The 20,881-nt window shown below is 68.6% G+C and carries 23 protein-coding genes and 1 tRNA gene; 10 read left to right on the forward strand and 14 right to left on the reverse strand.

The features are described from left to right. Positions 1-71: 71 nt before the first annotated feature. Positions 72-416 (reverse strand): hypothetical protein, encoded by a 345-nt coding sequence (locus BGO82_RS18415; protein WP_291307085.1) that lies wholly within the window; start codon positions 414-416, stop codon positions 72-74. 244 nt (positions 417-660) lie between these two features. Between BGO82_RS18415 and trxA the strand changes: the two genes are divergently transcribed. Then, a complete protein-coding gene (gene trxA, locus BGO82_RS18420; protein WP_291307086.1) occupies positions 661-981 on the forward strand; it encodes a thioredoxin in 321 nt (106 codons plus the stop codon). A gap of 42 nt (positions 982-1,023) precedes the next feature. Then, the gene (locus BGO82_RS18425) at positions 1,024-2,676 is read left to right on the forward strand and encodes a glycoside hydrolase family 3 N-terminal domain-containing protein (protein WP_291307087.1); all 1,653 of its coding nucleotides are present in this window, start codon (positions 1,024-1,026) and stop codon (positions 2,674-2,676) included. 441 nt (positions 2,677-3,117) lie between these two features. Here the strand turns inward: BGO82_RS18425 and BGO82_RS18430 are convergent, their stop codons facing one another. Both BGO82_RS18430 and accD read right to left on the reverse strand, forming a co-directional pair. After that, positions 3,118-4,410, reverse strand: coding sequence for a folylpolyglutamate synthase/dihydrofolate synthase family protein (locus tag BGO82_RS18430; protein ID WP_291307088.1), 1,293 nt, complete (start codon positions 4,408-4,410; stop codon positions 3,118-3,120). A gap of 110 nt (positions 4,411-4,520) precedes the next feature. Beyond that, complete coding sequence (accD, locus tag BGO82_RS18435; protein WP_291307089.1) at positions 4,521-5,480, reverse strand: acetyl-CoA carboxylase, carboxyltransferase subunit beta; 960 nt, start codon at positions 5,478-5,480, stop codon at positions 4,521-4,523. A 465-nt stretch (positions 5,481-5,945) separates the two neighbouring features. Between accD and BGO82_RS18440 the strand changes: the two genes are divergently transcribed. Then, a complete protein-coding gene (locus BGO82_RS18440; RefSeq protein WP_291307090.1) occupies positions 5,946-7,010 on the forward strand; it encodes a hypothetical protein in 1,065 nt (354 codons plus the stop codon). A 168-nt stretch (positions 7,011-7,178) separates the two neighbouring features. Beyond that, complete coding sequence (locus BGO82_RS18445; protein ID WP_291307091.1) at positions 7,179-7,466, forward strand: hypothetical protein; 288 nt, start codon at positions 7,179-7,181, stop codon at positions 7,464-7,466. An 18-nt stretch (positions 7,467-7,484) separates the two neighbouring features. Here BGO82_RS18445 and BGO82_RS18450 read toward each other — a convergent pair whose 3' ends face one another. From BGO82_RS18450 to BGO82_RS18480, 7 genes are all read right to left on the reverse strand, one after another. Then, positions 7,485-7,922, reverse strand: a complete 438-nt coding sequence (locus tag BGO82_RS18450) for a VOC family protein (RefSeq protein WP_291307092.1) — start codon at positions 7,920-7,922, stop codon at positions 7,485-7,487. Positions 7,923-8,098: 176 nt separating this feature from the next. After that, a complete protein-coding gene (locus tag BGO82_RS18455; protein WP_291307093.1) occupies positions 8,099-8,740 on the reverse strand; it encodes a class I SAM-dependent methyltransferase in 642 nt (213 codons plus the stop codon). Positions 8,741-9,113: 373 nt separating this feature from the next. Further along, positions 9,114-10,436, reverse strand: coding sequence for a cation diffusion facilitator family transporter (locus BGO82_RS18460; protein WP_291307094.1), 1,323 nt, complete (start codon positions 10,434-10,436; stop codon positions 9,114-9,116). A gap of 7 nt (positions 10,437-10,443) precedes the next feature. Continuing rightward, positions 10,444-10,710: a metal-sensing transcriptional repressor gene (locus BGO82_RS18465; protein WP_291307095.1), complete on the reverse strand. Its 267-nt coding sequence runs from the start codon at positions 10,708-10,710 to the stop codon at positions 10,444-10,446. 185 nt (positions 10,711-10,895) lie between these two features. Beyond that, positions 10,896-10,972: transfer RNA gene (locus BGO82_RS18470), tRNA-Arg, on the reverse strand. A gap of 12 nt (positions 10,973-10,984) precedes the next feature. After that, complete coding sequence (locus BGO82_RS18475; RefSeq protein ID WP_291307096.1) at positions 10,985-11,176, reverse strand: hypothetical protein; 192 nt, start codon at positions 11,174-11,176, stop codon at positions 10,985-10,987. Positions 11,177-11,390: 214 nt separating this feature from the next. Then, a complete protein-coding gene (locus BGO82_RS18480; protein WP_291307097.1) occupies positions 11,391-12,068 on the reverse strand; it encodes an RluA family pseudouridine synthase in 678 nt (225 codons plus the stop codon). A gap of 217 nt (positions 12,069-12,285) precedes the next feature. Between BGO82_RS18480 and BGO82_RS18485 the strand changes: the two genes are divergently transcribed. Together BGO82_RS18485 and BGO82_RS18490 are read left to right on the forward strand one after the other, a co-directional pair. Beyond that, on the forward strand, positions 12,286-13,395 hold the full coding sequence (locus tag BGO82_RS18485) for a Gfo/Idh/MocA family oxidoreductase (protein ID WP_291307098.1): 1,110 nt from the start codon (positions 12,286-12,288) through the stop codon (positions 13,393-13,395). Positions 13,396-13,489: 94 nt separating this feature from the next. Next, positions 13,490-13,681 carry a hypothetical protein gene (locus BGO82_RS18490; RefSeq protein WP_291307099.1) on the forward strand — a complete coding sequence of 64 codons (192 nt, stop codon included), beginning with the start codon at positions 13,490-13,492 and terminating at the stop codon, positions 13,679-13,681. 54 nt (positions 13,682-13,735) lie between these two features. On the opposite strand, the gene BGO82_RS18495 is transcribed toward BGO82_RS18490, so the two are convergent. Both BGO82_RS18495 and BGO82_RS18500 read right to left on the reverse strand, forming a co-directional pair. Further along, positions 13,736-14,236, reverse strand: coding sequence for a DUF2306 domain-containing protein (locus BGO82_RS18495; RefSeq protein ID WP_291307100.1), 501 nt, complete (start codon positions 14,234-14,236; stop codon positions 13,736-13,738). Between the two features lie 11 nt (positions 14,237-14,247). Continuing rightward, positions 14,248-14,760, reverse strand: coding sequence for a DUF6622 family protein (locus tag BGO82_RS18500; RefSeq protein ID WP_291307101.1), 513 nt, complete (start codon positions 14,758-14,760; stop codon positions 14,248-14,250). 114 nt (positions 14,761-14,874) lie between these two features. On the opposite strand from BGO82_RS18500, the gene BGO82_RS18505 reads away from it, so the two are divergent. Continuing rightward, positions 14,875-15,687, forward strand: coding sequence for a LytTR family DNA-binding domain-containing protein (locus BGO82_RS18505; RefSeq protein ID WP_291307102.1), 813 nt, complete (start codon positions 14,875-14,877; stop codon positions 15,685-15,687). A 6-nt stretch (positions 15,688-15,693) separates the two neighbouring features. Here the strand turns inward: BGO82_RS18505 and BGO82_RS18510 are convergent, their stop codons facing one another. Beyond that, positions 15,694-16,431, reverse strand: coding sequence for a SprT family zinc-dependent metalloprotease (locus BGO82_RS18510; protein ID WP_291307103.1), 738 nt, complete (start codon positions 16,429-16,431; stop codon positions 15,694-15,696). A 207-nt stretch (positions 16,432-16,638) separates the two neighbouring features. Further along, positions 16,639-17,079: a DUF2852 domain-containing protein gene (locus BGO82_RS18515; RefSeq protein ID WP_291307104.1), complete on the reverse strand. Its 441-nt coding sequence runs from the start codon at positions 17,077-17,079 to the stop codon at positions 16,639-16,641. 144 nt (positions 17,080-17,223) lie between these two features. On the opposite strand from BGO82_RS18515, the gene BGO82_RS18520 reads away from it, so the two are divergent. The 3 genes from BGO82_RS18520 (at position 17,224) to BGO82_RS18530 (ending at position 20,879) form a co-directional block, all read left to right on the forward strand. Then, positions 17,224-18,537, forward strand: a complete 1,314-nt coding sequence (locus BGO82_RS18520) for an ActS/PrrB/RegB family redox-sensitive histidine kinase (RefSeq protein ID WP_291307105.1) — start codon at positions 17,224-17,226, stop codon at positions 18,535-18,537. A gap of 33 nt (positions 18,538-18,570) precedes the next feature. After that, entirely contained in the window at positions 18,571-19,122 is a 552-nt protein-coding gene (locus tag BGO82_RS18525; RefSeq protein ID WP_291307106.1) for an ActR/PrrA/RegA family redox response regulator transcription factor, read from the forward strand. A gap of 89 nt (positions 19,123-19,211) precedes the next feature. Next, positions 19,212-20,879 (forward strand): MBL fold metallo-hydrolase, encoded by a 1,668-nt coding sequence (locus BGO82_RS18530; protein WP_291307107.1) that lies wholly within the window; start codon positions 19,212-19,214, stop codon positions 20,877-20,879. Positions 20,880-20,881 lie beyond the last annotated feature (2 nt).

Here is a 20,881-nt window from a genome sequence, read left to right on the forward strand (position 1 = left end):
ATCGAAAACGCCGTCGGGTGATCCCCGGCGGCGTTTTCGTTTTGAGGCACCGCCGGATGCGCAGGCGGCAGCTATGCCCGCTGCCGCTTGCGTGGCCGCGGCGGCGGGCTGGCGCGGGCCGCCTCGACGGCGCCGGCGATCAGCTCGCGGATGAGGTCGGCGTCGGGGCTGGCGTAGCGGACCAGGACGATGGGGTAGCCGGCGTAGTGCGGCGTCTCGAAAAAGCTTTCGGGGTGGGCGGCGAGCAGCATCTGCTTGGTGCTCGGCTCGAGCCGCAGGGCGAAGGCCTCGTGCGGCTCGTGGCCGACGAACAGGACGCCGTTGCCGTTGGCCTTGACGCAGGGCTTGCCGTAGCTGGTCGAGCGCTCGGTGCCGGGGAGGGTGAGGGCATACGCCATCGCCTCGTCGAAAGTCATCGCCGCTGCCTCCGTTTCCCTCCGGGACTGCCAGAGCTTCGCGGTCGGAATGGGGCAAAGATGCTATGGCGTCATAGCATCGCGCGGCCGGCGCGTGTCCGGCGCCCGCATCCCGGGTTTGTCCTCTCCTCCGGGGCTGCCCGGAGGTGATATGGCATCATAGTATCGTGCGGCTGGGCGTTTTGACTTCCGCACCGCCCCCGACTCGCCTAGCATTCATCGGCAATCAACGATGGAGAGAACCGTGGGCCAGTTGGTGTCGGATGCCGATTTCGGGCGCGAGGTGCTGGAGGCCAAGGGCCCGGTGCTGGTGGATTTCTGGGCCGATTGGTGCCCGCCCTGCAAGGCCATGGACCCCATCCTGGACGATCTGTCGGTGGAGCTCGACGGTCGCGTGAAGATCGTCAAGCTCGACGTCGAGACCAATCCGTCCACCGTCGTCACCTACAATGTGCGCGCCATGCCCACGCTGATGCTGTTCAGGGACGGCGAGCCGGTCGACATCAAGGTCGGCTACGGCCCCTCGCGCGCCCAGCTCACCAAATGGCTGGAGACCTTCGCCTGACGCCGAGCCCACGCTACACTCCCGGAAAACGGGGGAAAATCCATGCGTGACGCGCAGTTGGCGGCAGCGCCGTTCCATCTCGATGCCGACGGCATCGCCTGGGTGCGGCAGACGCTGGCGCGGCTGACGCCGGACGAGCGGATCCGGCAATTGTTCAATCTGCGCTCGGCCGGCGACGATCCGGCCCTGCTCGCGGCGCAGCAGGCGTTCCGGCCCGGCAGCATCACCCGCCAGGCCGGCGCCGACTGGGCCGCCGAGCGGGCGCTGGTCGCCGGCTTCAACGCCGCGGCGCCGGTGCCGCTGCTGGTTTCGGCCGACCTCGAGGGCGGCCGCATGAGCCTGCCGGGCGGCGGCGAATTTCCCAATCCGCTGGCGCTCGCCGCCATCGACGATCCGGCGCTGACCGGCGCCGTCAGCACCGCCATGGCGCGCGAGGCGCAGGCGGTCGGCATCAACTGGTCGTTCACCCCGGTGCTCGACATCAATGCCAGGTTCAGGAGCGCCATCGTCGCCACCCGCGGCTTCGGCAGCGATATCGACACCATCGAGCGGCACGCGCTGGCGCAGCTCACGGCCTTCCAGCAGAACGGCGTGGCCGTGGCGGTCAAGCACTGGCCCGGCGAAGGGTTCGACGACCGCGACCAGCACCTCGTCACCACCGTCAATCCGCTCAGCATGGACGACTGGGAGGCGTGCTTCGGCCGCCTCTACCGCGCCGCCATCGCGGCGGGGGCGCTGAGCGTCATGTCGGCGCACATCGCGCTGCCCGCCTTCGTGCGCGAACGCAACCCCGACGCCGGCGTCGAGCTCTACCGGCCCGCCTCGCTGAGCCGCGACCTCAACGAGGAGCTGCTGCGCCGCCGCCTCGGCTTCAACGGCCTGATCGTCTCCGACGCCACCGGCATGGCCGGCCTCAAGGCCTGGTCGCGCCGCGCCGACTATCTGCCCGAACTGGTCGCCGCCGGCTGCGACGTGATCCTGTTCGTCGACGACATGCAGGCCGATCATCGCTACATCGCCGACGCGCTGGCCGACGGCCGGCTGAGCCGGACCCGTGTCGACGAGGCCGTGACCCGTATCCTGGCGATGAAGGCGGCGCTCGGCCTGCACCGCGGGCCGCAGGCCGCGCCGAGCATCGACATCGCGGCGCATCGGCGTCTTGCCGCCGAGGCGGCGCGGCGCGCCCCGACGCTGGTCAAGGACATTCAGGCGCTGCTGCCGCTCGATCCGCGGCAGCACCGGCGCGTGCTGGTGTTCTCGACCGGCATCGTCCTTCCCTTCGCGCCCCGCCCGCTGCCCTTCGCGCTGCCCGACCTGCTCAAGGCCGAGGGCTTCGAGGTGACGATGGCGGCGCCGGGCCAGCGCGTCGCGCCCGGCGATTACGACCTCGTCCTCTATCTGTTCGGCGAGGAAACGCTGCTGACGCGCGGCCACATCTTCCTCGACTGGCTGCGCCTCACCGGCGATTTCGTCAGCGCCATGCAGCGCTACTGGAGCGAGACTCCAACGCTGCTGATCTCGTTCGGCTATCCGTATTATCTCTACGACGCCCCGCGGGCGCCGACCTACGTCAATGCGTATTCGACGACGGAGACGATGCAGCGCGCGGTGGTGCAGGCCCTGCTGGGCCGGCAGGACTGGAACACGCATTCGCCCGTGGACCCGTTCGCCGGGGACGAGCAGGCGAAATATTAGGCTGACGCCGGATCCGGCGCGTGTGGCCCCCACCCCCACCCCGCAAGGGGGAGGGGAGCGCGACTGCAACATCGGCGATTGCGGTTCCATCGCCCCCCTCCCCTCTGCGGGGAGGGGTTGGGGGTGGGGGCAAAGTGAGCCGGCTGCTGCCATCTGCTCAGGCCGGCAGCGTGCCGTTGCGCGCAGCATCGCTGCGCACTGGACCATCATTCCATCAGCCTGGTCCCCTCGCCCCTGAAGGGGCGAGGGTAGCGCAGCTTCGGAGCACAGCGACGTAGCGGAGCTGGGTGAGGGGTGCGGTGGTGAACCTTGCGCGTTGCGGGCCGCATCGCTTGAGCCGAGAGATCGCACCCCTCACCCGGCTTCCAGGCTCGCTGCGCTCGCCAAGGCGCCGACCTCTCCCCTGAAGGGGCGAGGTGAGGCTGACTGTAAAATGGTGGTCTACTCCGGCGGGGTGCCGTTGCGGGCGAGCACGTCGCCGGCGAGGTAGAGCGAGCCGCAGATCACCACGCGGGCGTTCGGCACCTCGGCGGCATCCCGCAGCGCCGACAGCACCGACCGGCAGGCTTTCGACGGCAGTCCGTGCGACAGGCCGGCGTCGGCGATGGCGCGCGCCGGCCAGGAATTGGGCTCGCCCGGAATGCCGAGGCCCAGCACCCGCGGCGCCATCGGCTTGAACGGCGCGAGGAAGTCGGCCGGCGGCCGGGTGTTCATCATGCCGACGATCAGAACGAGGTTCTTTTTGCGCCGTGCCTGCATCTCCTCGAGCGACAGCGCCAGCGCCGCCGCGCCATGGGCGTTGTGGCCGCCATCGAGCCAGAGCTCGGCGCTTCTGGGCAACAGCGCGCGCAATCTGCCGGTGAGCGGCTGCAATCGCGCCGGCCACACGACGTGGCGCAGCCCCGCCGCCATCTGCGCCTCGCTGACCGGCAGGCGGAAGTGCCGCACCGCCGCGACGGCGAGCGCCGCATTGTCGTATTGATGGTGGCCGCGCAGGGCGGGCGGCGGCAGATCGAGCAGGCCGGCCTCGTCCTGGTAGATCAGCCTGCCGTCCTGCGGGAAGCCGTCATAGTCGCGGCCCTGAACGAAGGGGGTGATCTTGAGCTTCGCCGCGGCGCGCTCGATGGTGTCGAGGCCCTCGTCGCGTTGCCGGCCGATCACCGCCGGGCTGCCGCGCTTCAAGATGCCGGCCTTGTTGGCGGCGATCTCGGCGATGGAATTGCCCAGATACGCCATGTGGTCGTAGTCGACCGGGGTGATGATCACCCCGGCGGGGTGGTCGACGATGTTGGTCGAATCGAAGCTGCCGCCCATGCCCACCTCGAGCAGCAAATAGTCGGCCGGCGTTTCGGCGAACAGCTTCAGCGCCGCCGAGGTGGTGATCTCGAACTGCGTGATCGGCTGGCCGGCATTGATGCGCTCGACCGCTTCCAGCATGGCGTTGAGCCGGCGCGAGCCGACCAGCTCGCCGGCCAGCCGGATGCGCTCGTTGAAGCGCACCAGATGCGGCGAGGTGAAGACGTGCACGCGCTTGCCCGCCGCCTCCAGCATGGCGCGCAGATAGGCCACGGTGGAGCCCTTGCCGTTGGTGCCGGCGACGTGGATCACCGGCGGCAGCTGCCGCTCCGGATGGCCGAGCTCGGCCAGGAGCCGCCGCTCGCGGTCGAGCTGCAGATCCATGAAACGGGGATAGAGCGCCGTCAGGCGCTTGAGGATGGCATCGGTGCGGGACATGCAGAATCGCCCAGGAACGGATGGGTAATAGCACCGGCGCGGCAACAATCCAGAGGCGCGGTGGGGGATGTGGGGGAGCGGCCCCGGTGGGGGCGGTCGCGCCCTCGCGCCTATTCCGACGCGGCTTGCGTCACCGGGCCTTCGAGGTCGTCGTCGTTGGCGGTGCTGGTGGGCAGCGGCACCAAAGCCGGGGCCGAGGCGAGGTCGGCGGGGGTGGCCTGTTTGGTCAGCATGGCCAGCATCGAGCCGATGGTGGAGCGCAGATTGTGGCGGTGCACCACCATGTCCACCATGCCGTGCTCGTAGAGATATTCCGAGCGCTGGAAGCCCTTGGGCAGCTTTTCGCGGATCGTCTGCTCGATCACCCGCGGGCCGGCGAAGCAGATCAGCGCGCCCGGCTCGGCGATGTGCACGTCGCCCAGCATGGCGTAGGAGGCGGTGACACCCCCGGTGGTGGGGTTGGTGAACACCACGATGTAGGGCAGGCCGGCGTCGCGCAGCCTGAGCACCGCGACGGTGGTGCGCGGCATCTGCATCAGCGACAGGATGCCCTCCTGCATGCGCGCCCCGCCCGAGGAGGCGAACAGCACGAACGGCGTCTTCAGCTCGACCGCCTTCTCGAGCCCGGTGATCACCGCCGAGCCGGCGGCCATGCCGAGCGTGCCGGCCATGAAGTCGAAATCCTGCACCGCCACGGTCACCGGCTGGCCGTAGAGCCTGCCGGTCGCCACCAGCACCGCATCGTCCATGCCGGTCTTGAGGCGGGTCTCCTTCAGCCGGTCGACATAGCGCTTCTGGTCGCGGAATTTGAGCGGGTCCTGCGCCACCTGCGGCAGCGGCACGGTGTCGTACTGCCCGCGGTCGAGGAAGGCCGTCATGCGGTCGCCGGCCTTGATCTTCATATGGTGGCCCGAGCCGGGCACCACCCACTGATTGGCCTCGAGATCGCGGTAAAACACCATCTCGCCGGATTCGGGATCCTTCACCCACAGATTTTCCGGCGTCTCGCGCTTGGTATTGCCCAGAAACGACCGGATTTTGGGGGGGAGGACGTTGTCGATCCAGCTCATGAAGGCTTCCCTTGGGGCAATGGCCGGCCCCGGTTATGGGACGATTGTGGCAATATAGGCGCGCGCGGGACAACGCGCAAATCCGGGTGCGGGGGCGCGCGGGCGGGGTGTGGATGGGCCGGCGCATCGTCGCCGGAGGCGGCGCTCGCGGGTGATGGCGGCCGCGCGGCAGCGGCGGCGCGCCGCCGTCCTCCGGCGGAGCGATCGGCACGCTCCGGCCGGGGTGACGCCGGGGCGGGCAGGCGGGTCCGGGGCCGTGCCGGGGCGCCGATCTAGAAGCCGATTCTTTCGCTTGCCACGACTTTTGAGACGTGCCTACACTGATAACGTTTACTTAAGGACATATACGGCCGACTTTTCTCGGGGGCGTCCGTGCAAGGCAATATTTTCGGCGTGGCCATCTGGCCCGCAGCAATACTGTTATGTCTTTTTTCCAACGCGGCGCTGGCGCAACAGAAGCCGGCCGTGTCCGGGCTCAACGGCAAGTTCGAATTCAGTGCGGGGGCGCTCTCGCTGCCGACGCCGGCCTTCATGGGTCGCGCCGCCGGGGCCCTCACCGTTCCGCTCGGCGACGGCTTCGGACTGCAGGCGGATGTGAGTGCGTCCACAGCCCCCGGCGTCACCGCCAGCGCCGCGTTGCATCTGTTCACCCGCGATCCGGACTCGTACCTGCTCGGCGCCTCGTTCGGGCTCGTGCGCTCGCCCGGCGCCACCATCCTCGCGGCCGGGCCGGAGGCCGAGCTCTACCGCGACCGGGTGACGGTGGAAGCCTGGGGCGGCGTCGCCATGGTGCGCCCGGCGGCGCCGGCGCCCGACCGCGTCGGCCTCTTCGCGCTGGGCACGGTGGCCTATTATCCGACCGACAATTGGCGCGTGTCGCTCGGCGTGTCGTCGCTCGACGGCTATGCGGCGCTGCAGCTGGGCAGCGAATACCTGCTCGACAGGTTCGACCTGCCGGTCGCCGTCACCGGCGAGGCGCGCCTCGGCCAGGACGGCGCCATCCGCGCGCTGGTCGGCCTCAAGACCTATTTCGGCCCCGACCCGCACAAATCGCTGCTCGCCCGCCACCGCGAGGACGATCCGGCCGACCTCGGCAGCGCGCTGTCCGCCGCGGCGGGACGGTCGACGCTGCTGGGGGCGCCACCCAAAAGCGAGGACAAGACGGCATCGGCCGATACAGCAAGCGGCGGACCTGCGCCCGGCGGCCACCCGCCGGCCACTGCCGGCGACACGCCGCCGCCCGCCAGCGGTCCGGCCGGCGATCCAGGCGATCCGCCGGGTGACTCCACCACGCCGCCGGACACCACACCGCCGCCAGATGCGCCGCCGCCACCCGACACCCCGCCACCCGACACACCGCCGCCGGATACCACGCCGCCCCCGGACACGACTCCGCCGGGCGATCTGCCGCCGCAAGGTGACGGAGGCGCGGGAACCGGGGAGGTCGGCAGCCCGACAACCAAACCAGACGACTGCTTTGGGCCGAATATCTGGTGGGACGAGGAGCTTCAGCTCTGCCAGTCGATGTAGCGCCGTCGCCGGGATGAAAAATCTGCCTGGCGCGGTCCATGCCGCCTCGGCAGCAGAAAACCGACCTGGCGCGCCTGCGACGGAAGGCGTAGGCGCCGGCCGCTGTCACGGGCTTTTCACGGAACCGTGATGTGGTATGCTCTCCCGCAGGGGAGAGGGACTTCGTCAATGGCGCGGCCATCGCAGGGCAACCTGCCGCCAGCGCGACCGCACTGCCTGTCGTGCGGCTCGCAGCATGTATTTCCGGGCATCGTCGAAACGGCGACGGGCTGCGACGTGCGGCTCAAATGCCTCGATTGCGGCTGGCATGCCGCCGCGCCTGACGTCGAGCCGCATCCCGAACATCCGTCCCGCCGCCGCGACACGCACGAGAAGCGCCGCGCCGCCCTGCCGCTCGGGGCGCTGCTGCGCGCCTCGCTCGCCATGCGGCCGCAGCCGCCGGGGGTCTGCGCCTGAGCGGTCGGGCCCCGATGGCTACCGCAGATCCTCGGCGAGGCCGATGAGCAGCCCTTCGGGCCCGCGGATGTAGCAGAGCCGATACACGTCCTGATACTGCACGATCTCGCCGACGAGCCGCGCGCCGTGCCGGTCGAGCCGGCGCAGCGTGCCGTCGAGGTCGTCCACCGCGAACATCGCGCGCAGATAGCCCAGCGCGTTGACCGGCGCGGTGCGGTGATCGGCGACCACCGGCGGCGCGAGGAAACGCGAAAGCTCGAGCCGGCTGTGCCCGTCCGGCGTGCGCAGCATGGCGATCTCGACGCGCTGGTCGCCGAGCCCGGTGACCCGCCCCGCCCACTCGCCCTCGACCATGCCCCGCCCTTCGAGCTCGAGCCCGAGCGCGCAAAAGAAGTCGACCGCCGCCTCGAGGTCGGCCACCACGATCCCGACATTGTCCATGCGCCTGAGCGCCATCGCATCCACTCCATGCTGTCGTTTGGCGGCCGGCGCCGAGAGGGCGCGCGTGGCATCCGCAAGCGGCGAGTCGCGCCCGCCGCAGCGTCACTATCGCTCATAAGGTTGAGTGGCGTCCCGCCGTCGACGAAAGCGAACCATATCCATACTCCGCAAGGGCCGGCGCGGCCACCGTGCTAGGCCTTGCTGGCTGTCGCAGGCGCCTTGCGGAGGGCCACCTGGTAGGACTTGAGGATGATGTCGGCGTCGGCGTGCCAGTCGAGAAACGTATCGATAGCCTGCTTTGGAGTGTGCTCCGGTGCCAGCTCCGGCTTCCAGCCATAGTCATCGAGCAGCATGATGCCGCCGGCGCGAAGCAGGCTCCATGATGCCAGCATGTCGATCATCACCGTATCGCGCTGATGGCCGCCGTCGACATAGATGAGGTCGAACGCCGCCTGCTCGGTGACGAGCGTTCCGAGCGCCAGGATCGACGGGCCCTTCATTTTCCGGACGCGTGCGCCGAATTGTCTGATGTTGCGATCGAAACGGTCTTCTACCTCGGGCTTCTTGAATGTGTCGGCACAGACGAGCGTGCAGTTCTCGATGTGATTGAGCCAGAACAGGGCGGACCGGCCTTCGAGGCTTCCAATCTCGAGAACGTCCTTGATGTCGCCGCGGTAGGGCTTCAACAGCGCGGCCCACACGAGCGGCCTCTGGCCAACCCAGTCGGCCACCAGGTCCTTGCCCTGGTAGTAGCTCGCAAACGGGTGGTGCCGTCCAGCCATTGCCAGCACGCGAGCTTCGAGACGCTGCGCTGCAGAAGTCGGCTTGTCCATCTTCGCGATCCCCAAGCCGTGGCAGCCAACACCCAATCCGGCGCGCGGGCAAGCGCCCGGGCACGGCGCCCGCCCCGACGCCGATCCACGCAGAAGCGCCGGCCGAAACCCCGCGCGACCACCACCGGCGCGCCTGAAGCCGGTGGGACAAGGGGAGGCGCAGCGACAAAGCCCCCGGCCTGCCGAGGGCCTTTTCTCTGGGGACATCGTGGCGACGCCGCCGACGCGGGGTGCCGACGAATCGCCTGCCCAGGTCATTGAAGAATTGGCGCGCCGGCCAGAATAGAACTGCGAACTCTTATGTGATTGAGATTGCCAGGTAATTCCACGAGGCGAATTGGCTCAAATGTCCGCTTTGCGCCAACAGCGGACGTTAGTGGTGATGCTCCTCGGGCTCGACCATTGCGAACGCCACTTCCTCGTTGTCGTTGCCGGCGGTGAGGCGCAGCTTGGCCGAGAACTCATGCGGCTCGGCGGGAGCCACAGCGCTGCGCAGCCAGTGGTGATCACCGGCAACTGGTTGCAGGTCGAGAACCTCGATGTTGCTGCCTCGCGCAATGTCGACGCGGGCACTCAGCCCTTCAGCATGCCGTGACACGCGCAACTGCATGCGCTCGCCCTCGGGCGTGTCAACGATCTGAAGCAGACCATCAGCCAGTCGGCTCGCAACCTGGATCGGCTTTGGCGCATGGTGATGCTCGCCTTCCGCCACCGGCGCCGCGATGCGGATCTGCGCGGAGGTGAGCCCGGGCATGTGGTGGAACAGCTCCTCGCGGTAGCTCTCGACGATATCGCTCGCTGCAGCGACCAGCAGCCGGTCGTCGACCTCGATGGTCGCCTCGACGTAGAGGCGATGCCCGAGCCAGCGTGCCTGCGCCTCGGTGACCTTTCTGATGCCCTTGACGTGCTCGGCGGCATGCACAATCTCGTCCACCGTTCCCGGTTCGACGCCATCGAGCATACGGGTGAGAACCGCCCGCGCCGACTGCCAGACGATGCCGAAGATCGCGACTGTGATGATGAGGCCGATGATCGGATCGGCCAGCGGGAAACCGAGCGCAACGCCGATCGCGCCCAGCACCACCGCCAGGCTGGTGAGCCCGTCGGTGCGCGCGTGATAGCCGTCGGCGATCAGCGCCGCGCTATTGATCTCGCGCCCGACGCGAATGCGAAACACCGCCACCGCCTCATTGCCGATGAAGCCGATGATACCGGCCGCAGCGACCCACCACAGTTGCGCGATCGGCCGCGGGTGGATCAACCGACCAATCGCTTCGTAGCCAGCAACAATGGCGCTCGCGAGAATGATCAGCACGATTAGCACGCCGGCGATATCCTCAACCCGCCCAAGACCATAGGTGAAACGCTTGCTGGCCGGACGACGGGCGAGCACGAACGCGACCCACAACGGGATCGCCGTGGTGGCATCGCCGAAATTGTGGATCGTGTCGGCGAGCAGGGCGACGCTGCCGCTCCAGAGCACCACCACCAGCTGGATCAGCGCGGTGATGATCATCACCACAAACGACCATTTCACGGCCCAGATGCCGCGATTGGTCGCGGCGATGCTCGGGTCGATCACGCCATGCATGTGACCATGACCGCCACCGTCACTACCGTGATCGTGTCCATGGGTCACACCGTCAACCGTTGCGGGGCTGCCGAAGCCGAACCAATCCAGGATCTTGGCGAGCATCATGTCCTCACAGGTATTTGGCCAGCACCTTGAACTCGGCCATCGCCTCGGCTTGAGTCATCTCGCCATGTTCGACGCCATCGCCGAGGCAGTGCTCCATGTGGTCCTGCACCAGCTCGCGCTTAGCGTTGGTGATCGCGCTTTCCACGGCGAACAGCTGCTGGGCGAGATCGACGCACGGTTGGCCGGCTTCGATCATGTCGATGACTTTGGCGAGATGCCCCTGCGCGCGCTTCAGACGCTTGGCGATATCGGGATGGGAGTGGTGCTTCATAGCGCGCTTTGTATCCCCCAGGGGAGGATACGGCAATTCAGAGTTTATGCAGGCAAAGCCTATTGCACATCAATCCCGCACCGATTTGCCAATCCAGCCTGAAGCGAAAGCGGCCGCCATGCAGGAATGACCGCTCTGGGCCAGAGCGGTCACTGGTTCGAAGACATTCTGAATGGCGGTAGTTTTGGCGCACCCGAGACGATTCGAACGTCCGGCCTTTGCCTTCGGAGGGCAACGCTCTATCCAGCTGAGCTACGGGTGCGTGGGAAAACGTCTAGACGACCCACGCGGCGTCGTCAAACGGCAGTTCGGGCGCGGGCTCGGCCCACAGCCGGTTGAGCTCTTCGAGGAAAAGGTCGGCCATGTCGCCGGTGTCGTCCAGCTCGGCGCTGGCGGCCATGACGGCGGCGATTCCTTCCGCGAGGCTGTCGGTAAGCTGGTCAGACTGCTGGGTTTTGTCGTTCATCACGCACGCTCCTGCTGCAACCCCCGGGGCGGAACGCTAGAGGCGCGATGCGGCGGCGGCGCGATGATTTCGGGGAGAGAATGTGGCGGGAAAGCTGGTGGTTATCCGAGCTCTGCCGATCGATCCCAAAGGGGGGCGTCCGGCCAACCGTAGTTATTTTGCGCTCTGTCCGATCGATCCCCAGAGGGATCGCTCGGCCAACCGCTGTGGGGCCTCAGAACGGCGCCGGGGCGACGTAGCGGTGCACGGCGTGGTCGGCGGGGTGGGTGAATTGCAGCATTTCGGCGTGCAGCTGCAGCCGGTCGGCGGCGGCGCGCGCCTCGCCTTCGGCGTAGAACGGGTCGCCGAGGATCGGGTGGCCGAGCGCCAGCATGTGGACGCGCAATTGGTGGGTGCGGCCGGTGAGCGGGGTGAGCTGCAGCCGGGTGACGCCGCCCTCGCGCGCCAGCACCTGCCAGCGCGTCTGGCTCGGCCGGCCGCGCTCCAGATCGACGCGCTGGCGCGGCTTGTTCTCCCAATCGGTGGCAAGCGGCAGGTCGACGAGGCCGCTGTCGCCGGCGACATCGCCCCAGACACGGGCGATGTAGTATTTTTCCACTTTGCGGTGCTCGAACTGGCTGCCGAGCGCGCCGAGCGCCGCCTTGTCGAAGGCGAGCAGCAGCAGGCCGGAGGTGTCCTTGTCGAGCCGGTGCACCACCTTGGTCTGCGGGTGCTGCCGATAGCGCGCCTGCACCCGCGCCTCGAGGCAGTCGGCAAGGCTCGGATCCTTGCCCGGCACGGTGAGCAGGCCCGAGGGCTTGTTGCACAGGATCAGCCGGTCGTCCGCGTAGACGATGTCGAGCCACGGCTCGGTGGGCGGACGGTAGTCGAAGGTGGCGGGCAGCGGCGGCATAGGGGGTCTCTCTCGCGCGCTCGCGGACGCAAAAGCGGACGCCACTTTTGCTGCTCGCGCTTTGGCGCCTCATAGCAGCCCCGGCCGGCATGCACAAAATCTGCGGTACGTGCATCATGCCCTCTTCCCTGTTCACCGGGCGCCGTTAAAGATGCGGGCCGAGGACAGCGGCGCGTCCGGCCGGACGGCGCCGCCAGCAGCAAAGCGGAGGAATTTCATGGCGGCCAGGCAGCGCATGGGCGTCGGCATCATCGGCGCCGGCAATATTTCGAGCCAGTACCTCAGGGCGATGCGCGATTTCCCGGTGCTCGACATCCGCGGCATCGCCGACATGCGGCCCGAGGTTGCGACGGCCAGGGCGGCCGAATTCGGCGTTCCGGCGGCGAGCGTCGAGGCGCTGCTCGCCGACCCCGGCATCGACATCGTGGTCAACCTCACCATCCCGCGGGCGCATGTCGAGGTGGGCCTGCGCGCCGTGGCCGCCGGCAAGCACATCTATGGCGAAAAGCCGCTGGGGGTGACTTTCGCCGACGGCAGGAAACTGATGGACGCGGCGAAGAAACGCGGCGTGCGCGTCGGCTCGGCGCCCGACACCTTCCTCGGCGGCGGGCACCAGACGGCACGCGCCGTGGTCGACAGCGGCAAGCTCGGCACCATCATCGGCGGCACCGCCTCGTTCGGCGTGCCGGGGCACGAATACTGGCATCCCGATCCGGCGTTCTACTACGACATCGGCGGCGGGCCGGTGCTCGACATGGGGCCGTATTACATCACCGATCTGGTCAATTTGCTCGGACCGGTGAAGGCGGTGCAGGCGATGAGCCTCACCCCGCACAAGCGGCGGCCGATCCGCTCGGCGCCGAAGAAGGGGCAGCTGATGCCGGTCAAGGTGTTCACCCACGTCACCGGCACGCTGCAATTCGTCTCCGGCGCGCTGGTGCAGGTGGCGCTGAGCTTCGACGTGCCCAAGCACACGCACCGGCCGATCGAGCTCTACGGCACCGAGGCGGCGCTGCAGGTGCCCGACCCCAACGCCTTCGGCGGCGAGGTGAAGCTGGCGAAGCCGCGGGCCGAAACCTGGGACGACGTTCCAGTCAAGCTGCCCTATGCCGATGCCAACTACCGCTCGCTGGGCGTGGCCGACATGGCCTACGCCATCCTAGGCAACCGCCCGCACCGGGCGAGCGGCGCGCTGGCGCTGCACGTGCTGGAAGTGATGGAGGCGTTCGCGACGGCGAGCAGATCGGGCGAGATCGTCCGCATCCGCACCCGGGTGGAGCGGCCGGCGCCGATCGCCGATTCGCTGAAGCGCGGCCGCATCGCCTGAGCGCCCGCCTTGCCGTGCCGTCCGCCGGGACGGCGCCGGAACCTCGTTCGCGCCCCCGGCGTTTGCCTCGGGATGTGAACGAAAGGAGCCGGCCATGGCCGATCGCGAAACGATTATCGACACGGGTGGCGGCGGGAGCGACGGCGGCTTCGGCGCCGGCATGATCCTCGCCATCGTATTGGTGGTGCTGCTGCTGATCGCCGGCGGCTATCTGGTGATCAACCACGGCAGCTCGGGCAGCACCGTGACGCTCGACGTCCCCAAGGTCACCGTCAACGCCAAATAGCAGACCCAGCCGACAGCGGACGGGCGGCCCTGCGGCCGCCCGTTGCCGTGCGCGTCAGGCGAGCCGCAGCCGCCGCTTCGGCATCAGCCGGCGCCACAGCAGGCCGGCCGCGACGAGGCAGAGCGGGATGGCGACGAGCGCCGGGGTCCAGCCGGCTTCGGCGCCGAACAGCACGTCGTGCATGCGCCGGCCGGGCAGCAGCGTGAAGGCGCCGGTGAGCAGCAGCGCGCCGAAATACAGCGTCACCATGGCGGCGCGGTGCCCGACGACGTCGCCGCGGCGAATGCGCCAGATGGCGACGGCGAGGCCGCCATAGGTGACGACGACGAACAGGTGGATGGGCGAGAACGGTCCGATCAGCCGGATTTCGTTGATGAACAGCGCGCTGGTCGCCACCACCAGCATCAGCCCGGCATAGAGCCGGCCGAGCGCCTTGTGCAGCGGCGTGCCCTTGCGCAGGAGCAGCACGATTGCGCCCAGCACCATCGCCGCGATGGCGGCGGTGGCGTGGATCTGCACCTGCAGCGGCGCGGCGAGAAGCGGATCGAGGCTCATGCCGGGCTCCGTCACGCCGCCGTCGGCGCCGAGGTGAAGAACACCCGCAGCCGGGCGACGGTGCGGCCGAGCACCATGGCCGAGAGCAGGCTCGAGACGAACGCCGTGACCAGGTGCACCGTCGGGTCGCCGACGAAGGCCGGGTTGATCGCGGTGGTGACGGCGAGCCCGTAGCGGAAGCCGAAGATCAGCACCACCTGTACCAGCGACCACCATTCGCCGCGCAGCCACAGCCTGCCGCCGGGCAGGCGGCGGGTGGCGCCCTCGCGCTCGAGCAGCCAGCCGCTGGTGCCGCCGACGGCGAGGCCGGCGGCCACCGCCGGCAGGATGGCGAGGCCGCCCCCGACGATGCCGCTCATGGCGGTGGCGATCATGATGGCGGGCAGCAGCAGCAGGCGCCACACCGGCACCACCCGGTCGCGGGTGCGCTGGTAGCCCATGAACACGATGAAGGCGAAGATGGCCCACACATAGGGCGGGGTGTGGGTGAGGATGCCGATGAGCAGCGGGCCGATATTGGTCACGGGGAAAACTCTCCTTGAGGCACCGCCGGCGAGGGGCCGGGCGGCTTGTGCGGCGCATGTGGCTCGCCTAAGTCAGGGCCGCAATGCGAACTTCGTGGCCGGAGCCTGCCCGTCGTGAACCGTAGAGCCCTGCAATTGGCGCTTCGTGAAATGCAGGCGGCCAGCACCGGCCGCTATTCGCGGATCGGCATGATTCTGAGCACCGTGCTGCTGGCGGTGAGCGGGCCGTTCGGCACGTTCGAGAGCTTCAACCTCGGCCAGCGCGTCGGCTATTGGGGCGTGATGGTGGTGGGCAGCTACCTGGTGGGGCAGGCGGCGTCGAGCTTCTTTCTCGAGCTGCTGCGCGAGCAGATCACCCAGAAATGGCCGCGGGTGCTGCTGGGCGGGCTGCTCGCCAGCCTGCCGGTCACCATCGTGGTGCTGCTGGTCAACGGCGTTGCCTACCAGCACATGGATCTGGCCGAGAGCCTCAGCATCTGGATGTACGCCACCATCGTGACGCTGGCCGTGGTGGTGGTGTTCGTGACCTTCAGCGAGCTGATGGCCGGGGCGCCGCCGGCCGGCGCGGCCGAGCCCGCTCCCGCCGCGACGCCGCCGCCTCCGGCCGCGCCGCAGGCCGCCATCCTCGATCGGGTGCCGCTGCCGCAGCGCGGCCGGCTGCTGGCGCTGACGGTGGAGGACCACTATGTCGACATCGTCACCGATCGCGGCAAGGCGCTGGTGCTGATGCGCCTGGCCGACGCCATCCGCGAGGCGGCGCCGGTGCCCGGACTGCAGATCCACCGCTCGCACTGGGTGGCGCTCGACGCCGTGAGCCGCACCGAACGCAGCGCCGGCAAGGTGATCGTGGAGCTGAGCAACGGCCTGCGCCTGCCGGTGAGCCGCGGCTACATGGCGATGGCCAGGGACGCCGGGCTGGTCGGATAGCCGCGGTTAGCCGTCGATGCCGTAGACCATCAGCTCGCGGCCGTGCACCTTCAGCCAGTCGCGGCCGCGCGACATGTTGGGCAGGGTCCGCTCCACCGTGCGCCAGAAGGCGGGCGAGTGGTTCATTTCGACCAGGTGCGCCACCTCGTGCGCCGCCACGTAGTCGAGCACGTAGGGCGGCGCCAGGATCAGCCGCCAGTTGAAATTGAGCTTGCCCGTCGACGAGCACGAGCCCCAGCGCGTCGACTGGCTGCGCATCGAGATCGACTTGACGTTCACCCCCAGCACCGCCGCGTGCAGCCGGCAGCGCCGCTCGAGGTCCTTGAGCGCTTCCGCCTTCAGCCAGTCGATCAGCCGCCGGGCCCGGTGCGCCGGCTCGCCCGGCACCAGCAGCGCCCGCTCGCCCTCGTGCTCGCCCACCTCGACCACGCCGCGCACCCGCCCGGTCGGCACGATCCGGTGGTTGACGCCGCGCAGCGGCACGATGGCGCCGCGCACGAAGGCCACCGGCTTGACCGAGCTTTCGAGCCGCTCGGCGAGCCAGGGCGTGTGGCGGTCGAGGAAGGCCTTGGCCTCGGCCCAGCGGCCGAATTTCGGCACGGTCAGCAGCGGCTGCCCGCCATGCGGCAGCGACAGCCGGTAACTCTTTGCCCGCATTGAGACTTTTACCGTCACGGCAATCGAGTCCCGGCCGATCCGCACTTCGGCGGCCGGCGGCCAGCGCTTCTGCAGCAGGGGGATCATGATGCGCGAAACGCTAGGACGGATTCGGGGCATCGCCAATATCGCCGAAAACAAAAAAAGCGTCCTCCGCATGGAAGACGCCAGTTGCAACCCGCAAAGTCCGGGTCGTCAGGGGAGAAATCGGGAGCGCGCCCATGGGCCGGGCCCGCCCCCTCGGGAAATGGTCTGGCCGACCGGACCCAGGGGCCCGCCCGGCCAGGGGCTGGACTAGACGCTCTGGCCGCTGCCGTAGCCGGACGAGCCGCCGGCATTGCCGTTGCGGTCGCGCATGAAGCGGTCGAACTCCTCGCGGTCCCGGGCCATGCGGAGGTTCCGCAGATAGTCCTGGAACTTCTGGTAGTCCTCGTCGAGGCGCCTGCGCTCCTCTTCGAGCCGCTTCAACTGCTCGGCGCGGTACTCGTCGAAGGCGGCGTTGCCGCTCGACTGCTGCCAGCTGTTGAAGCCCTGATGCCGGTATTTGTTGCCCTGGCACCAGGCCTTGGACTTGCTGACCCACGCCTCGGCCTTGTCCGACGAGCCACCGAACATCTCGCCCCACAGGATGTAGGCGAGCATCGCGAGACCCAGCGGCCAGAAGATGACGAAGCCCAGCACCATCAGGGCGATGGTCAGCGGGCTCCATTGCGGTTTGATAAAGGTGGCGTTCATTGCTTAGTCTCCCAGTCACGAACGAAAGGGATGTGGCCCCATCGTCCGCGGGATCAAGCAAATGCCTGTCCGATTTTTCCTCTTGAATCCGCCGAAAACGATTCCCATGCGGCCGGCCCGCGCCGCCGCGAACGGCAGATTGTGATGAGCATCGGCAGCGAAATCCGCCCGCTTCTGCCCGGCAATTGGCGGCCGCTGCGGCTGGGGACGCTCGTCGGCCTGCGCTGGCTGGCGGTCATCGGCCAGACCATCGGCGTGCTGTTCGTCGCCTGGGGCCTCGGCTACCCGCTGCCGCTGGTCGAATGCCTGTCGCTGATCGCGCTCTCGGTGGTGGTCAATCTGGTGCTGATCCTGCGCTTCGGCGCCGGCAACCGGCCCTCGGCGACGGTCTCGACCATCCAGCTCGCCTACGATCTGGCGCAGCTCGGGGGCCTGCTGTCGCTCACCGGCGGGCTCGAGAATCCGTTCTCGCTGCTGCTGCTGGCGCCGGTCTCGGTGTCGGCCACCACCCTGCCGCAGCGCTCGATGCTGATCGTTTCGGCGCTCGCCATCGCCATCGCCACCACCATTTCGGTCTATCACCTGCCCTTGCCGTGGGATCCGCAGCGGCGCATCACGATCGACCGCGTCTATGTCATCGGCATCTGGGTCAGCCTCGTCTGCGGCGTGGTGTTCATCGCCGCCTACACCAACCGCGTGGCGCACGAGGCCCGCCAGCTCGCCGATGCGCTGGCGGCGACCGAGCTGGCGCTGTCGCGGCACGAGCAGCTCAGCGCCCTCGACGGCCTCGCCGCCGCCGCCGCGCACGAGCTGGGCACGCCGCTCTCGACCATCGCGCTCGCCGCCAAGGAGATGAAGGCCGACATCCCGCCCGGGCCGCTCGCCGACGACGTCGAGCTGATCATCGCCCAGTCCGCCCGCTGCCGCGCCATCCTCGCCAAGCTGCGCAGCCTCAGGAGCGGCGAATCCGGCGATCCCTTCGCCCAGGTGCCCATCGGCGAGCTGCTCGAGGAGGCGGCGGCGCCGCTCGAGGGGCTGGGCAAGTCGATTTTCGTCGAAATTCCGGAAAATCGCGACGAGCCGGTGTTCAAGCGCAATGTCGGCCTGCTCTACGGCCTCGGCAATCTGATCGAGAATGCCACCCATTTCGCCCGCGCCAAGGTGACGGTGGAGGCGAGCTGGGACCGCGTCAGCATCGGCGTCATCATCACCGACGACGGCCCGGGCTTCCCCGACGAGCTGATCGCCCGGCTGGGCGAGCCCTACCTCACTACCCGGGCCCGCAACACCGCGCCGGACGGCGATGCCCCCGGCGGGCTGGGGCTCGGCATCTTCATCGCCAAGACCCTGCTGGAGCGCACCGGGGCGAGGCTCGCCTTCGAAAACGCCTCGGCCTCCGGCGGCGCCCGGGTCCGCGTGATCTGGCCGCGCAAGGCCATCGAGGCCGCGGCACTTTGACCTTTGCCGCCCAAGCGCCTAAATGAACAACAAATGAGCACCGCCGATGCGCTTCCCGAGGGCGACAAGACCCTCCTTCTGGTCGATGACGACAAGGCCTTCCTGACCCGCCTCGAACGGGCGATGGAAAAACGCGGCTTTGCCGTGCGCAGCGCCGACACCGTGGCCGCCGGCCTCAGCGCCGTCGACGCCGCCCCGCCGGCCTATGCCGTGGTCGACCTCCGGCTCGAGGACGGCAACGGCCTCGACGTCGTCGACGCCCTGCACAAGAAGCGCCCCGAGGCCCGCGCCGTGGTGCTCACCGGCTACGGCAACATCGCCACCGCCGTGACCGCGGTGAAGCTCGGCGCCGTCGACTACCTCAGCAAGCCCGCCGATGCCGACGATGTGATCAACGCCCTGCTCGCCACCGGCGAGAACCAGCCGGCGCCGCCCGAAAACCCGATGTCGGCCGACCGCGTCCGCTGGGAGCACATCCAGCGCGTCTACGAGCTGTGCGACCGCAACGTCTCCGAGACGGCGCGCCGGCTCAACATGCACCGCCGCACCCTGCAGCGCATCCTCGCCAAGCGGGCGCCGAAGTGAGTGGTGAATGGTGAATGGTCGGTAGCGCCCTTCGACCGTTCACCATTCACGATTGACCATTCACGGCTCGCATTCTCCCGGAGACCTCCATGACCGTCACCATCCATTTCCACGGCGCGTCCGGCACCGTGACCGGCTCGTGCTACCGCATTGTCCATCCCAAGGGGCAGTTCCTGGTCGATTGCGGCATGTTCCAGGGCAACAAGACGGTGCGCGACCTCAACTACAAGCCGCTCCCCTTCGATCCCCGGGCCATCGACTTCCTGCTGCTGACGCATGCCCATATCGACCATGCCGGCCTGCTGCCCAAGCTGACCAAGAACGGCTACCGCAAGCCGATCTGGGGCACGCCGCCCACCGGCGGGCTGCTCGAATATCTGCTGCCCGACGCCGCCGGCATCCAGGAGAGCGAGGCCGAGTTCGAGACCCGCAAGCGCGGCCGCAAGGGCAACGCGCCGCTCGAGCCGCTCTATACGCTCGAAGATGCCAGCGCCGCGCTGGAGCTGCGCACGCCGGTCGACTACGAGCAGTGGATCGACCCCGGTCCGGGCGTGCGCGCCCGCTACTGGAACGCCGGCCACATCCTCGGCTCGGCCTCGATCGAGGTGCAGGTGGCCGATGCCGACGGCAAGAGCGTGACCATCCTGTTCTCCGGCGACCTCGGTCCGGATGAAAAGGTGTTCTACAAGAGCCCGAGCGCGCCCTCGGGCTTCGACTACATCCTCAGCGAATCCACCTATGGCGGCCGCGAGCGCCCGCCCTATACGCTCGAGCAGCGCCGCGAGGCGCTGAAGGCCGAGATCAACGACGCGCTCGGCCGCGGCGGCAATCTGGTGATCCCCGCTTTCGCCGTCGAGCGCAGCCAGGAGCTGCTGCACGACATCGGCCTGCTGATCAAGAACAAGGACATCTCGCCCTCGCGCGTCTTCCTCGACAGCCCGCTGGCGAGCAAGGTCACCGCCGTCTACCGCAAATACGAGGCGATGTTCGACGACGTCGAGCTCAGCGCCGCCGAGCTGTTCAACGACCCGAGCTTCCGCATCGTCGAATCGGTCGACGATTCCAAGGCCATCAACCAGATCAAGGGCGGCGCCATCATCATGTCGGCCTCCGGCATGTGCGACGCCGGCCGCATCAAGCACCACCTCGTCAACAATCTGCCGCGCGCCAACGCCACCGTGCTGTTCGTCGGCTACCAGGCGCCGGGCACGCTGGGCCAGATCATCCTGTCGGGTTCCAAGGCCGTGCGCATCTTCGGCGACGAGATCCCGGTGCGCGCCCGCATCCGCTCGATGGGCAATTACTCGGCCCATGCCGACCATTCCGAGCTCATGGCCTGGGTCACGCAGCGGCTGCCGGCGCATGGCGCGATCTTTCTGACCCATGGCGAGGACGAGGAACGCACCGCGCTGCGCAACGCGCTGCTCGCCACCGGCATCGCCGGCGACCAGGTGATCATGCCGCTGCTCGACGATGCGGTGGAGCTGCAGGCCGGCGGCGGCCGCACTTTGGTCGAGCCGCAGGCCCGCCGCATGGACCTCAATCAGATCAACGCCGACTGGTACAACGCCTATTCGAGCTTCATGATCGATCTGTCCAACCGCCTGCAGCATGCGCCCACCGACGCCGCGCGCATGAACCTGCTGGTCGGGCTCAAGGACAAGCTCGGCGTGCCGCCGGTGGTGCCCGCCCCGACGCCGGTCACCCCGGTGAAGGCGACTGGAACGATCGTCCACGAAGAGGCGAGCGAGGACTAGCC

Source organism: Devosia sp. 67-54, from assembly GCF_001899075.1.
Taxonomy (GTDB): domain Bacteria; phylum Pseudomonadota; class Alphaproteobacteria; order Rhizobiales; family Devosiaceae; genus Devosia_A.

What these genes read in the sequence shown, in the direction of transcription:
- BGO82_RS18490 (WP_291307099.1), top strand. Translation starts at nt 13,490, where the DNA reads ATGGCCGATCGCGAAACGATTATCGACACGGGTGGCGGCGGGAGCGAC.
- BGO82_RS18465 (WP_291307095.1), bottom strand. Translation starts at nt 10,710, where the DNA reads ATGAAGCACCACTCCCATCCCGATATCGCCAAGCGTCTGAAGCGCGCG.
- BGO82_RS18475 (WP_291307096.1), bottom strand. Translation starts at nt 11,176, where the DNA reads ATGAACGACAAAACCCAGCAGTCTGACCAGCTTACCGACAGCCTCGCG.
- BGO82_RS18515 (WP_291307104.1), bottom strand. Translation starts at nt 17,079, where the DNA reads ATGAACGCCACCTTTATCAAACCGCAATGGAGCCCGCTGACCATCGCC.
- BGO82_RS18530 (WP_291307107.1), top strand. Translation starts at nt 19,212, where the DNA reads ATGACCGTCACCATCCATTTCCACGGCGCGTCCGGCACCGTGACCGGC.
- BGO82_RS18485 (WP_291307098.1), top strand. Translation starts at nt 12,286, where the DNA reads ATGGCGGCCAGGCAGCGCATGGGCGTCGGCATCATCGGCGCCGGCAAT.
- BGO82_RS18425 (WP_291307087.1), top strand. Translation starts at nt 1,024, where the DNA reads ATGCGTGACGCGCAGTTGGCGGCAGCGCCGTTCCATCTCGATGCCGAC.
- BGO82_RS18525 (WP_291307106.1), top strand. Translation starts at nt 18,571, where the DNA reads ATGAGCACCGCCGATGCGCTTCCCGAGGGCGACAAGACCCTCCTTCTG.
- BGO82_RS18430 (WP_291307088.1), bottom strand. Translation starts at nt 4,410, where the DNA reads ATGTCCCGCACCGATGCCATCCTCAAGCGCCTGACGGCGCTCTATCCC.
- BGO82_RS18445 (WP_291307091.1), top strand. Translation starts at nt 7,179, where the DNA reads ATGGCGCGGCCATCGCAGGGCAACCTGCCGCCAGCGCGACCGCACTGC.
- BGO82_RS18510 (WP_291307103.1), bottom strand. Translation starts at nt 16,431, where the DNA reads ATGATCCCCCTGCTGCAGAAGCGCTGGCCGCCGGCCGCCGAAGTGCGG.
- BGO82_RS18480 (WP_291307097.1), bottom strand. Translation starts at nt 12,068, where the DNA reads ATGCCGCCGCTGCCCGCCACCTTCGACTACCGTCCGCCCACCGAGCCG.
- BGO82_RS18450 (WP_291307092.1), bottom strand. Translation starts at nt 7,922, where the DNA reads ATGGCGCTCAGGCGCATGGACAATGTCGGGATCGTGGTGGCCGACCTC.
- accD (WP_291307089.1), bottom strand. Translation starts at nt 5,480, where the DNA reads ATGAGCTGGATCGACAACGTCCTCCCCCCCAAAATCCGGTCGTTTCTG.
- BGO82_RS18520 (WP_291307105.1), top strand. Translation starts at nt 17,224, where the DNA reads ATGAGCATCGGCAGCGAAATCCGCCCGCTTCTGCCCGGCAATTGGCGG.
- BGO82_RS18460 (WP_291307094.1), bottom strand. Translation starts at nt 10,436, where the DNA reads ATGCTCGCCAAGATCCTGGATTGGTTCGGCTTCGGCAGCCCCGCAACG.
- BGO82_RS18455 (WP_291307093.1), bottom strand. Translation starts at nt 8,740, where the DNA reads ATGGACAAGCCGACTTCTGCAGCGCAGCGTCTCGAAGCTCGCGTGCTG.
- BGO82_RS18415 (WP_291307085.1), bottom strand. Translation starts at nt 416, where the DNA reads ATGACTTTCGACGAGGCGATGGCGTATGCCCTCACCCTCCCCGGCACC.
- BGO82_RS18495 (WP_291307100.1), bottom strand. Translation starts at nt 14,236, where the DNA reads ATGAGCCTCGATCCGCTTCTCGCCGCGCCGCTGCAGGTGCAGATCCAC.